The organism is Williamsia herbipolensis (assembly GCF_036153515.1).
In the GTDB taxonomy this organism is placed as follows: domain Bacteria; phylum Actinomycetota; class Actinomycetes; order Mycobacteriales; family Mycobacteriaceae; genus Williamsia_A; species Williamsia_A herbipolensis.
In genome coordinates this window covers 781,900-797,529 of record NZ_CP108021.1, presented here as the reverse complement: position 1 = coordinate 797,529, position 15,630 = coordinate 781,900, and the positions used below count along the sequence as shown (strand labels likewise).

At 63.9% G+C, this 15,630-nt stretch carries 8 protein-coding genes and 3 rRNA genes; 9 read left to right on the top strand and 2 right to left on the bottom strand.

Annotated features, from left to right (window positions below; translation table 11 throughout):
* The 6 genes from OG579_RS03605 (at position 1) to tyrS (ending at position 8,011) form a co-directional block, all read left to right on the top strand.
* Entirely contained in the window at positions 1-1,218 is a 1,218-nt protein-coding gene (locus tag OG579_RS03605; RefSeq protein ID WP_045822997.1) for an argininosuccinate synthase, read from the top strand.
* A gap of 8 nt (positions 1,219-1,226) precedes the next feature.
* Positions 1,227-2,675, top strand: a complete 1,449-nt coding sequence (gene argH / locus OG579_RS03600; protein WP_328858126.1) for an argininosuccinate lyase — start codon at positions 1,227-1,229, stop codon at positions 2,673-2,675.
* A 42-nt stretch (positions 2,676-2,717) separates the two neighbouring features.
* Entirely contained in the window at positions 2,718-5,711 is a 2,994-nt protein-coding gene (locus tag OG579_RS03595) for an AMP-binding protein (protein WP_082080166.1), read from the top strand.
* Positions 5,712-5,813: 102 nt separating this feature from the next.
* Positions 5,814-6,035 (top strand): Trm112 family protein, encoded by a 222-nt coding sequence (locus OG579_RS03590; RefSeq protein WP_045823247.1) that lies wholly within the window; start codon positions 5,814-5,816, stop codon positions 6,033-6,035.
* 9 nt (positions 6,036-6,044) lie between these two features.
* Positions 6,045-6,743 carry a DNA-3-methyladenine glycosylase gene (locus tag OG579_RS03585; RefSeq protein ID WP_328858125.1) on the top strand — a complete coding sequence of 233 codons (699 nt, stop codon included), beginning with the start codon at positions 6,045-6,047 and terminating at the stop codon, positions 6,741-6,743.
* Complete coding sequence (gene tyrS, locus OG579_RS03580; protein WP_408068738.1) at positions 6,740-8,011, top strand: tyrosine--tRNA ligase; 1,272 nt, start codon at positions 6,740-6,742, stop codon at positions 8,009-8,011. Before OG579_RS03585 ends, tyrS begins: the two co-directional genes overlap by 4 nt.
* 198 nt (positions 8,012-8,209) lie before the next feature.
* On the opposite strand, the gene OG579_RS03575 is transcribed toward tyrS, so the two are convergent.
* Positions 8,210-8,443, bottom strand: a complete 234-nt coding sequence (locus OG579_RS03575; protein WP_328858124.1) for a hypothetical protein — start codon at positions 8,441-8,443, stop codon at positions 8,210-8,212.
* Here OG579_RS03575 and OG579_RS03570 point away from each other — a divergent pair.
* The 3 genes from OG579_RS03570 to rrf all read left to right on the top strand — a co-directional run bounded on the left by OG579_RS03570 (position 8,439) and on the right by rrf (position 13,661).
* A 16S ribosomal RNA gene (locus OG579_RS03570) occupies positions 8,439-9,954 on the top strand. The two genes, OG579_RS03575 and OG579_RS03570, sit on opposite strands and share 5 nt — an antisense overlap.
* A gap of 318 nt (positions 9,955-10,272) precedes the next feature.
* A 23S ribosomal RNA gene (locus tag OG579_RS03565) occupies positions 10,273-13,411 on the top strand.
* Between the two features lie 133 nt (positions 13,412-13,544).
* Positions 13,545-13,661: ribosomal RNA gene (gene rrf / locus OG579_RS03560) — 5S ribosomal RNA — on the top strand.
* The 16S, 23S and 5S rRNA genes sit together here, the layout of an rRNA operon.
* A 57-nt stretch (positions 13,662-13,718) precedes the next feature.
* On the opposite strand, the gene OG579_RS03555 is transcribed toward rrf, so the two are convergent.
* The gene (locus OG579_RS03555; protein WP_408068737.1) at positions 13,719-15,587 is read right to left on the bottom strand and encodes an NAD(P)-binding domain-containing protein; all 1,869 of its coding nucleotides are present in this window, start codon (positions 15,585-15,587) and stop codon (positions 13,719-13,721) included.
* Positions 15,588-15,630: the final 43 nt, after the last annotated feature.

Genomic DNA, 15,630 nt, shown 5'->3' with positions numbered 1-15,630 from the left:
ATGACCGAACGCGTCATTCTCGCCTACTCCGGAGGACTGGACACCTCAGTCGCCATCAGCTGGATCGGTCGCGAGACCGGCAAGGAGGTGGTCGCGGTCGCGATCGATCTCGGGCAGGGCGGCGAGGACATGGAGGCCATCCGGCAGCGCGCCATCGACTGCGGCGCCGTCGAGGCCGTCGTCGTCGACGCACGCGACGAGTTCGCCGAGGAGTACTGCCTCCCCACCGTGCAGAACAACGCGCTCTACATGGACCGCTACCCGCTGCTGTCGGCCATCAGCCGCCCGCTCATCGTCAAGCACCTCGTGGAGAACGCGCGCTCGCACGGCGGCACGGTGGTCGCCCACGGGTGCACCGGCAAGGGCAACGACCAGGTCCGCTTCGAGGTCGGGTTCAACACCCTCGCACCCGAACTCGAGGTGCTCGCACCCGTCCGCGACTACGCGTGGACCCGCGAGAAGGCGATCGCCTTCGCCGAGGAGAACGCGATCCCGATCAACGTCACGAAGAAGTCGCCCTTCTCCATCGACCAGAACGTGTGGGGACGCGCCGTCGAGACCGGCTTCCTCGAGGACCTGTGGAACGCCCCCACCAAGGACGTCTACGACTACACCGACGACCCCACGGTCAACTTCTCCGCACCCGACGAGCTCGTCATCAGCTTCGACAAGGGCCGCCCGATCGCGATCGACGGTCGCCCGGTGTCGGTGCTCGAGGCGATCCAGGAACTCAACACCCGCGCGGGCAAGCAGGGCGTCGGACGCCTCGACGTCGTCGAGGACCGGCTCGTGGGCATCAAGAGCCGAGAGGTCTACGAGGCGCCGGGCGCGATGGTCCTCATCCGCGCCCACGAGGAACTCGAACACGTCACCCTCGAGCGCGAGCTCGGACGTTACAAGCGTCGCACCGACCAGAAGTGGGCCGAGCTGGTCTACGACGGACTCTGGTACTCGCCGCTCAAGAGCGCACTCGACGCCTTCGTCGCCCAGACCCAGGAGCACGTCACCGGCGACATCCGGTTGGTGCTGCACGCGGGCACCGTGGTGATCAACGGACGGCGCAGCCCGGAGTCGCTGTACGACTTCAACCTCGCCACCTACGACGCGGGTGACACCTTCGACCAGTCCTCGGCCAAGGGGTTCGTGCAGCTGCACGGCCTGTCGTCGAAGATCGCCGCCCGCCGCGACCGCGGCGACGTCGCACCGCAGGGGCAGTGACGGCGCCGATGACCTCGGGAGCCGACCGGCACGGGACCAACACCGGCGCGCTGTGGGGCGGTCGTTTCGCCTCGGGACCGGCCGATGCGATGGCCGCCCTGAGCAAGTCGACCCACTTCGACTGGGCCTTGGCGCCCTACGACGTGAAGGCGTCGGCGGCGCACGCCCGCGTGCTCCACGGTGCCGGGCTGCTGTCCGAAGCGGACCTGGCGACGATGCTCGACGGGCTCCGCCGACTCGGGGAGGACGTCGCAAGCGGTGCGTTCACGCCGGACGAGTCCGACGAGGACGTCCACGGCGCCCTCGAGCGAGGGCTCATCGAGCGGGTCGGACCCGAGGTGGGTGGCCGCCTCCGGGCGGGACGCTCACGCAACGATCAGGTCGCCACGCTCTTCCGCATGTGGCTGCGTGATGCCATCCGACGCGTCGCCGAGGGTGTGCTCGATGTCGCCGCCGCGCTCGTCGAACAGGCCCAGCGGTACCCCGATGTCGCGGTGCCGGGCAAGACGCATCTGCAGGCCGCGCAACCGGTCCTGCTCGCCCATCACCTGCTCGCACACGCGCATCCGCTGCTGCGCGATGTCGACCGACTCGTGGACCTCGACCGTCGCGCCGCGGTGTCTCCGTACGGCTCCGGCGCGCTGGCGGGGTCGTCGCTGGGCCTCGACCCCGACGCCATCGCCGCCGATCTCGGATTCGACAGCGCCGCAGAGAACTCGATCGACGCCACCGCGTCGCGGGACTTCGCGGCCGAGGGGGCCTTCGTCCTGGCCATGATCGGCGTCGACCTCTCGCGCCTCGCCGAGGATGTGATCCTGTGGACCACATCGGAATTCGGCTACGCGACGCTGTCCGACGCGTGGTCGACCGGCAGCTCGATCATGCCGCAGAAGAAGAACCCCGACGTCGCCGAACTCGCGCGCGGCAAGAGCGGACGCCTCATCGGCAACCTCACCGGACTCCTCGCGACGCTCAAGGCGCAACCCCTGGCCTACAACCGTGACCTGCAGGAGGACAAGGAGCCCGTCTTCGACTCGGTCGCCCAGCTCGACCTGCTGCTGCCCGCGATGGCCGGGATGGTGGCCACCCTCGAGTTCCATCCCCAACGCATGGCCGACCTCGCGCCGGCCGGGTTCACCCTCGCCACCGACATCGCCGAGTGGATGGTGCGCCAGGGCGTACCGTTCCGCGTCGCCCACGAGGTGGCGGGCGCCTGCGTACGCGCCGCGGAATCGCGGGGGATAGGCCTCGACGAACTCGACGACGCCGACTTCGCCGCGATCTCGGGTGACCTGACCCCCGCCGTGCGATCGGTTCTCACGGTGGAGGGATCCATCGGATCGCGATCGGCGCGTGGCGGTACCGCGGGCGTCCGCGTCGCCGAACAGCGCGCGCGTGTCGCCGACCGGATCGCGGCTCTGCGCGGGTGGGATCAGGCGTCGCAGGATCGTGAGTAGAGTGACACCGATCACGGATTCATCGACCAGGAGGTAGCCAGGGTGGTCGGCATCCCGAACGTCGGACGCGCGCTGGACCGGGTCGTCGCGACCGCCCAGAACGGTCTCGAGGTCATCCGCATGGGCGGGCTCGACACCGGCACCCGGCCCACCCCGTTCCGGGTCGAGGAGACCGCGCCGATGTACCGCCTGCGGCGCTACTTCCCCGACGACCTCAACGGTGGGCCCCCCGTCCTACTGATCCCGCCGATGATGGTGTCGGCCAACGTGTACGACGTCACCCCGCACAACGGTGCGGTGTCGATCCTGCACGGTCAGGGCATCGACCCGTGGGTCGTGGACTTCGGTTCCCCCGACCAGGAGGCCGGGGGCATGGAGCGCACCCTGGCCGACCACATCGTGGCGATCGACCAGATCATCGACCTCATGCACGAGGAGACCGGGCGTGATGTCCACCTCGTGGGATACAGCCAGGGCGGGATGTTCGCCTACCAGGCCGCCGCCTACCGACGGTCGCAGCAGATCGCCAGCCTCACCACCTTCGGCAGCCCGGTCGACGTGCTCGCTGCGCTCCCGTTGGGGCTGCCCGCCAACATCATGGCCCCGCTGGCCGAGGTCTTCGCCGACAACGTCTTCAACCGGCTCAACATCCCGGGGTGGTTGGCGCGCACCGGCTTCCAGCTGCTCGATCCGGTCAAGGCCGCGCGCAGCCGTATCGACTTCCTCCGCCAGCTCCACGACCGCGACGCATTGTTGCCGCGTGAGGACCAGCGCCGCTTCCTCGAGGCCGACGGGTGGGTCGCCTGGTCGGGTCCGGCGATCGCCGAACTGCTGCGCCAGTTCGTGGTGCACAACCGGATGGTGTCGGGCGGGTTCGTGATCCGCGACCACCTCGTCACCCTGGCCGAGATCACCTGCCCCGTACTGGCTTTCGTCGGCGGCGCCGACGACATCGGACAACCCGCCGCCGTCCGGGGCATCCGCCGCGCCGCGCCGCGCGCCGATGTCTACGAGACGATGCTGCCCGTCGGACACTTCGGGCTCGTCGTGGGATCGGTGTCGGGAGCGCAGAGCTGGCCCACGACCGCCCGGTGGATCCAGTGGCACGAGGGCAACGGCGACAAGCCCGAGGCCATCGCGCCGATGGCGGTGACCCCGCAGCAGAGCTCCGGTTCGGGGGTCAGCCTCGCCTCGCGCGTCACCCACGGCATCGGCGCCGTCGCCGACGCGGGCGCCGGCGTGAGCCGCGAGATGGTGGCGGCGGCGGGATCGTTCCGTCGTACCTCCCAGGCGGTCCTGCGCGAGTCCGTCCGCACCCTGCCCCGCCTCATGCGACTCGGCCAGATCCAACCCGGTACGCGGATCTCGTTGGGCAAGTTGATGAGTGAGAACGCCGAACGCGCCGGACGGCGCGAGCTGTTCCTCTTCGAGGACCGCGTCCTGAGCCACACCGAGGTCAACACCCGCATCGACAACGTCGTCCGCGGACTGATCCAGTGCGGGGTGCGGCCCGGCGAGCACGTCGGCGTCATGATGGAGACCCGTCCCAGTGCGCTGGTGGCGATCGCCGCACTGTCGCGACTCGGTGCCGTGGTCGTCCCGTTGCCCCCGTCGTCGGATCTGGCGACGATGCTGCGTCTCGCCGACGTGCTCGTGGTCGTCGCCGACCCGGTGAGCCTCGACGAGTGCGTGCCGCACGCCGAACGCGTCCTCGTCCTCGGTGGTGGCGACGCCCGCTCCATCCCGCAGGCCGACGGCGACAAGGTCATCGACATGGAGCAGATCGACCCCGACCGGGTCGAGGTGCCCTCGTGGTACCGCAGCGACCCCGGACTCGCGAGCGACCTCGCGTTCATCCTGTTCACCGGGGCCGACGGAGCGCTGCAGAAGTGGCCGATCAGCAACCACCGCTGGGCGATGTCGGCGTTCGGCGCTGCGTCGGCGGCCTCGCTCACCGACAACGACACCGTCTACTGCCTCACCCCGCTGCATCACGCATCGGGACTGCTGACCACCCTCGGCGCGACCGTCGTCGGCGGTTCACGCATCGCGCTGTCGTCGGGGATCGGACCGGAGAGTTTCGCGCGCGAGGTCTACCGGTACGGCATCACCGTCGTCTCGTACACCTGGACGATGATGCGCGACATCGTCCGTGACACCGACCTGGCGATCACCGACCACAACCCCATCCGGTTGTTCATCGGTTCGGGCATGCCCGCGGGGTTGTGGGACGACGTCGTCGAACGATTCCCCGACGCCGGTGTCATCGAGTTCTATGCGACCGCCGACGGTGCGGCGATCCTCGCCAACATCTCCGGCGGCAAGGTCGGATCGGTCGGGCGGCCCCTGCCGGAGACCAATCGGGTTCGCGTCGCGGCCTGGGACGTGGTGGAGGAACGGTTCCTCCTCGACCCGCGCGGTTTCGTGCGCGAGGCCCACGTCGACGAGGTCGGTCTGTTGTTGGCGCAGACGCGGCAGCGCAACGAGACCGGGGCCACGGTGCTGCGCGACGTCTTCGGTCGTCACGATCGGTGGGAGACCTCCGGTCAGCTCGTCCGCCGCGACGTCGACGGCGACCACTGGTTGGTGGCCGGCGTCCACAGCGTGATCAAGTCCTCGGAGGGACCGGTGTACCCGCAACCGATCATCTCCGCGCTGTCCCGCCACCCCGATGTCGACCAGGTCGTCGTGTACCCGGTGGGCACCCCGGGGTCGCAGCTGGCGGTGGCGGTGGTCTCACCCCGCCGCACGACCCACGCGCTGACGGTGTCGTCGCTGCGTGTGGCACTGGCCGGCCTGTCCGCCGCCGAGCGTCCGCACATCGTCTGGGCGGTCGACGACATCCCGGTGAGCCACTCCTACCGGCCGCTGCCGGGGTCGTTCCGCGCCCAGGGGCTGCCGAAACCGAGTGCGCGGGTCTGGTACCGCGACGACACCGGCCGCTATCGCCGCCTCACCCGCACGGTTCTCGCCGAGAAGGAATGGGAGATGTCGTCGGCCGACGCCGCTGCACCGAACGCGGCCCGTACGTCCTGAGCCGATCCCGACGCGAGCCGGTCGCACCGCGAACACGACCGCGTTCGTAGACTGGTGGGATCCGTCGGCGCCGAGGTGCCGACACCGATCCGAGGAGCAGACATGCCGCTCGATGCCTTCCTGCGCGAGAGACTGGTCTGCCCGCAGGACCACGGTGAACTGCTCTACATCGAGGGGAACGGCGGCTCCGACGAGGTGCTCTACAACCCTCGCCTGCGGCAGGTCTACCGCATCGACGACGGCATCCCCGTGTTGCTCATCCCCGAGGCCCGGTCGGTCGACGACGCCGAGCACGACGCACTGATCGCCCGATCCGGCGGCTGATCACCCGCGGTGTCCGATGCGCTGTTGACCGTCGACGAACTGTCCGTCGACCCGGTCACCGTCGCCCGCCGGATCCTCGGATGTGACCTCGTCGCGCCCGGCGAACCCGGCACAGGTCCGGTGCGACTCCGGATCGTCGAGGTGGAGGCCTATGGCGGTCCGGAGACGGGACGTCACCCCGATCCGGCGGCACACGGCTTCGGTGGACCGACGCCACGCAACCGTGTGATGTTCGGCCGGGCCGGACGGCTCTACGTCTACCGCTCCTACGGCATCCATCTCTGCCTCAACGTCTCGGCCGAGGCAGACGGCGAGGGTGCCGCAGTGCTTCTCCGTGCCGCCGAGGTGCTCGAGGGAGAGGACTCGGTCGTACGTCGCAGGTCACGGACACGCTCGTCGGGGATTGCGGCGCATCGCCTCGCCATGGGGCCGGGGAATCTGGGCGCGGCTGTCGCAGCCGACCTCGCCGACAACGGTCTCGATCTGTGTTCCCCGACGAGCCCGCTACGTCTGCACCGCGGCGCCCCTCTCGCCGACGACGCGGTCATGTGCGGGCCGAGGGTGGGGATCACCATCGCGACCGGCCGACCGTGGCGGTTCTGGATCGCCGGGTCACCGGCGGTCTCGGCCTTCCGGTCGGGATCCGCGGCGGTCCGGCGACGTCGGTTGGCCGCGGGCTCGATCGATGCGGAAGGATCGGACTGGTGAGCACCGACATCATCGACGAGCTGCAGTGGCGCGGCCTGATCGCGCAGTCCACCGACATCGACCAGCTGCGCGAGGCGGTGTCGGCCGGGGTGCTGACCCTGTACGCGGGGTTCGACCCGACCGGGCCGAGCCTGCACGCCGGGCACCTCGTGCCGCTGCTGACGCTGCGTCGTTTCCAACTCGCCGGCCACCGGCCCATCGTGATGGCCGGGGGAGCGACCGGCATGATCGGCGACCCGCGAGATGTCGGCGAGCGGACGATGCAGACCACCGACACAGTGCGTGACTGGGCCCAGCGCATCGACGCACAGCTGCAGAGGTTCGTCACGATCGACGACACCGAGACCGGCGCGATCGTCGCCAACAACCTGGACTGGACCGGTGAGCTGTCGGCCGTCGACTTCCTGCGTGACATCGGTAAGCACTTCTCGGTGAACGTCATGTTGGCGCGCGACACCATCAAGCGGCGCCTCGACGGCGACGGGATCAGCTACACCGAGTTCAGCTACCTGCTGCTGCAGGCCAACGACTTCGTCCAACTGCACCGTCGGTACGGCTGCTCGTTGCAGATCGGCGGCTCCGACCAGTGGGGCAACATCGTCGGTGGAGTGGACCTCGGGCGCCGCGTCGACGGGGCAGCCCTCCACGCGATCACGGTCCCGCTGGTCACGGCGGCCGACGGCACGAAGTTCGGTAAGTCCACCGGGGGAGGGAGCCTGTGGCTCGACCCGGAGATGACCAGTCCCTACGCCTGGTACCAGTACTTCGTGAACACCGCCGACGCCGACGTCATCCGGTACCTGCGGTGGTTCACCTTCCTGAGCAGGGACGAGATCGACGCCCTCGAGGCCGCCACCACCGAGACGCCGCACCTGCGCTCGGCGCAGAAGACACTGGCCGCCGAGATGACGACGCTGGTCCACGGCGACGAGGCCACCCGTGCGGTGCAGACCGCGAGCCAGGCCCTCTTCGGTCGTGCCGAACTCGACGACCTCGACGGGGCGACGCTCGGCGCAGCACTCTCGGAGACCGTGGTCGCCGACTACGCGTCCGCCGACGAACCCACGATCGTCGAGCTGCTGGTCGCGACCGGTCTCAGTGACGGCAACAAGGCAGCTCGTCGCACGATCGCCGAGGGTGGGGCCTACGTGAACAACGCGAAGGTCGTCGACCCGGACTGGGTGGCGACATCAGCGGATCTGCTGGCCGGTGGATGGCTCGTGGTGCGCCGCGGCAAGCGAAACGTCGCTGGTGCGCGCTTCCGTTAACGTTTGCGAGCCTCTGACCAGGCGATTTGACGCTGCGTTCGCGCCTGTGTAACTTTCATATCGCACCGCAGAGCGGGGGAAACAAACCGGAGAAAGTTTCTGGAGGAACTTCCGCGCTTGGGGTGCAAATCCCATGTCAGAGATCGTTGGGAAACAACGCGCTCTGACGGGGCTCACGGAGCCTGGTTCGTCACAGGATCAGTCCATGGGTGTGTGTTCTTTGAGAACTCGATAGTGTGTTGATGGATTGTTTATGCCATTTTTTGTGGTGTCGGCTTTGAGTCCGGCACTGTTTTTTGTTGATGCCGCCCTTTTTGGGGTGGTTGTCAGTTGTTTTTTTGGTTGGGATTTTTTCTCTGCTGGGAAGATTGTGTTGAAATCCGCGTTGCCTTCTCTTTTTGGGGGGGTGCGTGTTTTTCTCTGGTTTTTCATGGAGAGTTTGATCCTGGCTCAGGACGAACGCTGGCGGCGTGCTTAACACATGCAAGTCGAACGGAAAGGCCCTTCGGGGTACTCGAGTGGCGAACGGGTGAGTAACACGTGGGTGATCTGCCTCGTACTTTGGGATAAGCCTGGGAAACTGGGTCTAATACCGAATATGACCTCTGGATGCATGTCTGGTGGTGGAAAGTTTTTCGGTACGAGATGGGCCCGCGGCCTATCAGCTTGTTGGTGGGGTAATGGCCTACCAAGGCGACGACGGGTAGCCGGCCTGAGAGGGCGACCGGCCACACTGGGACTGAGACACGGCCCAGACTCCTACGGGAGGCAGCAGTGGGGAATATTGCACAATGGGCGCAAGCCTGATGCAGCGACGCCGCGTGAGGGATGACGGCCTTCGGGTTGTAAACCTCTTTCACCAGGGACGAAGAGTGATTGACGGTACCTGGAGAAGAAGCACCGGCCAACTACGTGCCAGCAGCCGCGGTAATACGTAGGGTGCGAGCGTTGTCCGGAATTACTGGGCGTAAAGAGCTCGTAGGCGGTTTGTCGCGTCGTTCGTGAAATCTTGATGCTTAACATCAAGCGTGCGGGCGATACGGGCAGACTTGAGTACTACAGGGGAGACTGGAATTCCTGGTGTAGCGGTGAAATGCGCAGATATCAGGAGGAACACCGGTGGCGAAGGCGGGTCTCTGGGTAGTAACTGACGCTGAGGAGCGAAAGCGTGGGTAGCGAACAGGATTAGATACCCTGGTAGTCCACGCCGTAAACGGTGGGTACTAGGTGTGGGTTCCTTTTCACGGGATCCGTGCCGTAGCTAACGCATTAAGTACCCCGCCTGGGGAGTACGGCCGCAAGGCTAAAACTCAAAGGAATTGACGGGGGCCCGCACAAGCGGCGGAGCATGTGGATTAATTCGATGCAACGCGAAGAACCTTACCTGGGTTTGACATACACCAGAAAGCTGTAGAGATACAGCCCCCCTTGTGGTTGGTGTACAGGTGGTGCATGGCTGTCGTCAGCTCGTGTCGTGAGATGTTGGGTTAAGTCCCGCAACGAGCGCAACCCTTGTCCTGTATTGCCAGCGGGTTATGCCGGGGACTTGCAGGAGACTGCCGGGGTCAACTCGGAGGAAGGTGGGGATGACGTCAAGTCATCATGCCCCTTATGTCCAGGGCTTCACACATGCTACAATGGCCGGTACAGAGGGCTGCGATACCGTGAGGTGGAGCGAATCCCTTAAAGCCGGTCTCAGTTCGGATCGGGGTCTGCAACTCGACCCCGTGAAGTCGGAGTCGCTAGTAATCGCAGATCAGCAACGCTGCGGTGAATACGTTCCCGGGCCTTGTACACACCGCCCGTCACGTCATGAAAGTCGGTAACACCCGAAGCCGGTGGCCTAACCCTTGTGGAGGGAGCTGTCGAAGGTGGGATCGGCGATTGGGACGAAGTCGTAACAAGGTAGCCGTACCGGAAGGTGCGGCTGGATCACCTCCTTTCTAAGGAGCAAACAACATGCCTGTTTCGTGGCCGTTTGTGTCACGGTGGGTGTTTGTTCATTGGGTGAAACATAAACAAGCTTCTGCTGCTACAACATCATGTTGTGGTGGTGGGGGTGTCGTGCCTGGGTGACTGGGTGCGGGGTCAACACACTATTGGGTCCTGAGAGAACACACGTTCTTTCTGATGCTCATCATTGCGCTGCCTTGGAAGCAGCCGGCCGTGGGTCGGTGGGGTGTGTGGGTGGTGGGTGTGTGTTGTTTGAGAATTGCACAGTGGATGCGAGCATCTTTATTTTTTGAATGTTTTGTAGGTTGTTGTAAGTGTGTAAGGGCGTACGGTGGATGCCTTGGTACCAGGAGCCGATGAAGGACGTGGTAGGCCGCGATAGGCCTCGGGGAGCTGTCAAACGAGCTGTGATCCGAGGGTGTCCGAATGGGGAAACCCAGCACCCGTGATGGGGTGTTACCCACTGCTGAATGTATAGGCGGTGTGGAGGGAACGTGGGGAAGTGAAACATCTCAGTACCCACAGGAAGAGAAAACAACAGTGATTCCGTGAGTAGTGGCGAGCGAAAGCGGAAGAGGCTAAACCATGCAGATGTGATACCCGGCAGGGGTTGTCTGTGTGGGGTCGTGGGGTTCATCTTCTCAGTGCTGCCGTGCTGGGGGTGAGTAAAAAAATCACATGCTAGGTGAAGTGGCCTGGAATGGTCTGCCGTAGACGGTGAGAGTCCGGTAGCTGAAAGTGTGTGGTCTCACTTGATGGGTTCCCAAGTAGCAGCGGGCCCGTGAAATCTGCTGTGAATCTGCCGGGACCACCCGGTAAGCCTGAATACTCCCTGGTGACCGATAGCGGACTAGTACCGTGAGGGAAAGGTGAAAAGTACCCCGGGAGGGGAGTGAAATAGTACCTGAAACCGTGCGCCTACAATCCGTCAGAGCCGTTGGGTCCTTTGGTGGGCCGGTGGTGATGGCGTGCCTTTTGAAGAATGAGCCTGCGAGTTAGTGGCACGTCGCGAGGTTAACCCGTTGTGGGGTAGCCGTAGCGAAAGCGAGTCTGAATAGGGCGACCTTCAGTGGCGTGTTCTAGACCCGAAGCGGAGTGATCTACCCATGGCCAGGGTGAAGCGTCGGTAAGACGACGTGGAGGCCCGAACCCACTTCAGTTGAAAATGGAGGGGATGAGTTGTGGGTAGGGGTGAAAGGCCAATCAAACTCCGTGATAGCTGGTTCTCCCCGAAATGCATTTAGGTGCAGCGTCGCATGTTTCTCACTGGAGGTAGAGCTACTGGATGGCGGATGGGCCCTACAAGGTTACTGATGTCAGCCAAACTCCGAATGCCAGTGAGTGAGAGTGCGGCAGTGAGACTGCGGGCGATAAGGTTCGTAGTCGAGAGGGAAACAGCCCAGATCGCCGGCTAAGGCCCCTAAGCGTGTACTAAGTGGAAAAGGATGTGGGGTCGCGAAGACAACCAGGAGGTTGGCTTAGAAGCAGCCACCCTTGAAAGAGTGCGTAATAGCTCACTGGTCAAGTGATCCTGCGCCGACAATGTAGCGGGGCTCAAGTACACCGCCGAAGCCGCGGCACTCACACAAGACACTCCAGCGGATCTACGGGTCTGTTGGTGGTGGTGTGGGTGGGTAGGGGAGCGTCCTGCACCCAGGGAAGCCACGGAGTGATCCAGTGGTGGAGGGTGTGGGAGTGAGAATGCAGGCATGAGTAGCGAAAGCGAAGTGAGAAACTTCGCCGCCGAATGATCAAGGGTTCCTGGGCCAGGCTAATCCGCCCAGGGTGAGTCGGGACCTAAGGCGAGGCCGACAGGCGTAGTCGATGGACAACGGGTTGATATTCCCGTACCCGTGTTTCCGCGCCCGTGATGAATCACATGTACTAACCATCCAAAACCGCCGAGAAGACCTTCGGGTCTCGAGTGTGGGGCTGCATGGGACCTTGTGTGGTAGTAGTCAAGCGATGGGGTGACGCAGGAAGGTAGTGGGGCCAGTCAGTGGTTGTACTGGTGTAAGCCTGTAGGGCGAACGGTAGGCAAATCCGCCGTTCACATAGCCTGAGAGGTGATGCGTAGCCGATTGAGGCGAATTCCATGATCCTATGCTGCCGAGAAAAGCCTCTAGCGAGTGGTGACACGGCCCGTACCCCAAACCAACACAGGTGATCAGGTAGAGAATACTAAGGCGATCGAGAGAACTGTGGTTAAGGAACTCGGCAAAATACCCCCGTAACTTCGGGAGAAGGGGGGCCATTGCTGGTGACGACTTTTGCGGTCTGAGCTGGTGGTGGTCGCAGAGACCAGAGAGAAGCGACTGTTTACTAAAAACACAGGTCCGTGCGAAGTCGTAAGACGATGTATACGGACTGACGCCTGCCCGGTGCTGGAAGGTTAAGAGGACCGGTTAATCCTTCGGGGTGAAGCTGAGAATTTAAGCCCCAGTAAACGGCGGTGGTAACTATAACCATCCTAAGGTAGCGAAATTCCTTGTCGGGTAAGTTCCGACCTGCACGAATGGCGTAACGACTTCTCTGCTGTCTCAACCACAGACTCGGCGAAATTGCAGTACGAGTAAAGATGCTCGTTACGCGCGGCAGGACGAAAAGACCCCGGGACCTTCACTATAGTTTGGTATTGGTGTTCGGTTCGGTTTGTGTAGGATAGGTGGGAGACTGTGAAACCCGCACGCCAGTGTGGGTGGAGTCGTTGTTGAAATACCACTCTGATCGTATTGGATACCTCAACCTCGGACCATGATCTGGTTCAGGGACAGTGCCTGATGGGTAGTTTAACTGGGGCGGTTGCCTCCCAAAATGTAACGGAGGCGCCCAAAGGTTCCCTCAGCCTGGTTGGCAATCAGGTGTTGAGTGTAAGTGCACAAGGGAGCTTGACTGTGAGACGGACATGTCGAGCAGGGACGAAAGTCGGGACTAGTGATCCGGCACCGGCAAGTGGAAGCGGTGTCGCTCAACGGATAAAAGGTACCCCGGGGATAACAGGCTGATCTTCCCCAAGAGTCCATATCGACGGGATGGTTTGGCACCTCGATGTCGGCTCGTCGCATCCTGGGGCTGGAGTAGGTCCCAAGGGTTGGGCTGTTCGCCCATTAAAGCGGCACGCGAGCTGGGTTTAGAACGTCGTGAGACAGTTCGGTCTCTATCCGCCGCGCGCGTAAGAAACTTGAGGAAACCTGTCCCTAGTACGAGAGGACCGGGACGGACGAACCTCTGGTGTGCCAGTTGTTCCACCAGGAGCACGGCTGGTTAGCTACGTTCGGAAGGGATAACCGCTGAAAGCATCTAAGCGGGAAGCCTGTTCCAAGATGAGGTTTCTCACCACCATTGCGTGGTTAAGGCCCCCCACAGACCATGGGGTTGATAGGCCAGAACTGGAAGCCCAGTAATGGGTGTAGGTGACTGGTACTAATCGGCCGAGGACTTACAACACATAAAACCCGCAAACAGTTTTCAACTGATACAAGCGTGTTTCGCATCCACTGTGCAATATCTGAAACAACACACGACCCTGATAAAGGATCGTGACCACCCCACCACGTGGGGTGTGACGGTTTCACATTGTTACGGCGGCTATAGCGGAGGGGAAACGCCCGGCCCCATTCCGAACCCGGAAGCTAAGCCCTCCAGCGCCAATGGTACTGCACCCTAATCAGTGTGGGAGAGTAGGACACCGCCGAACACAACTTCACAAAACCCCTGTGACCACTGGTCACAGGGGTTTTGTGCTGTCTGGACCTCAACTCAGATGGTGCACGTCCTGCAGCTTGTAGACCGGCGTCGGGATGCCCTCGTAGCGCGCTTTCAACTGCAACGCCAGGTATAGGGAGTAGTGCCGGGACTGATGCAGATTGCCACCGTGGAACCACAGGTTCTGCTGCTGGGTGGGCTTCCACATGTTGCGCTGTTCGCCCTCCCACGGTCCCGGATCCTTGGTGGTGTCCGAGCCCAGACCCCACACCTTTCCGACCTTGTCGGCGACATCCTGGCCGATGAGGTCCGCGGCCCAACCGTTCATCGATCCGTAGCCGGTCGCATAGACGACGACGTCGGCCGGCAACTCCGTCCCGTCTGACAGCACCACAGTGTTCTCGGCGAGGTGGTCGACATTGCCGTGGGCCAGCTTGATGGTGCCGTCGGCGACGAGCTCCGCGGCACCGACGTCGATGTAGTAGCCCGATCCCCGTCGCAGGTACTTCATGAACAGGCCGGAACCGTCGTCACCCCAGTCGTGATCGAAGCCCGCCGCTTCGAGACGGTCATAGAAGTCCTTGTCACGCTCCCGGATCGCGTCGTACACGGGGATCTGGAACTCGTGCATGATCCGGTACGGCAGCGACGCGAACGTCAGGTCCGCCTTCTCCGTGGTCATGCCGGCAGCCAGCGCCCTCTCGGAGTACAGATCACCGAGACCGAGATCCATCAGCGACTCCGACTTGACGATGTGTGTCGACGAGCGCTGCACCATCGTCACGTCGACGCCGTTCTCGACGAGTGCCTTGCAGATGTCGTGCGCGGAGTTGTTCGATCCGATGACCACGGCCTTCTTGCCGACATAGGCGTCGGGCCCGGGATGGGCGCTCGAGTGATGCTGATCGCCGGCGAACACGTCCTGGCCCGGGAAGTCGGGGACGTTGGGCTTTCCCGACATGCCGGTGGCGAGCACAAGGTGGGTGGGGTGCACCGTCACCTTCTCGCCGTCGCGGTCGAGTTCGACGGTCCAGCGGCCGTCCTTCTCGTCGAACTGCGCCGAGAGACAGGTGGTCGAGTTCCAGTACGGCACCTCCATCACGCGTGTGTAGAACTCGAGCCACTCGCCGATCTTGTCCTTGGGCGCGAACACCGGCCAGTTCTCGGGGAACGGCAGGTAGGGGAGATGGTCGTACCAGACCGGATCGTGCAGGCAGAGCGACTTGTAGCGGTTGCGCCACTGATCACCGGGGCGCTCGTGCTTGTCCACCACGATCGACGGCACACCCATCTGCCGCATACGGGCGCCGAGCGCGATGCCGCCCTGGCCACCGCCGATGATCAGCGTGTACGGCTCCACCGTGTATCCGAGCTCGCGCTCTTCGTCGGCACGCCGCTCCGCCCACGAACGTGTGTCCTCGGACTGGCCGTGCACGGCGCCCTTGACGCGTCGATCGCCCTGGGGTTCCTCGAAGCCCTTCAGCTCGCGCAACGTGGTGAGCAACGTCCAGCCGCGGTCGACGCCGTCCTCCTCGCGTCGTAGGCGAAGGTGCCCCTTCCCGCGACCGGTGGCCGTCTCGAACTCGATGAACGCCGACACGACATCGCCGTCGGCGGTGGCGGGCTCCGCGGTGACGAACCCGCTCGGGTCGGCCTCCGGTAGCCGGGCCTCGAGCATGTCGGCCAGCTGTTCGTGGCCCTCCATCGTCGTGAGGTTCCAGGTCATCGCGACCAGGTCCCGCCAGAAGCAGTCGGTCACGAATCCCGAGACGACGCGATCGATGTCGCGTACCGCGAGCGCGGCCTCGAACTCGGCCAGCCAGCGATCCATTCGCTGTTGGGCATCGTCGATCCCGGGTGCCGCGGTGCCGTCCGCGGCCGGCTCCGCGAGGTCTGTGGGTTCGATGGTCTGCGTCATGTGACTCCCTGTCGTCGATCGCCGGGCCTTCTCCGTCGAAGAC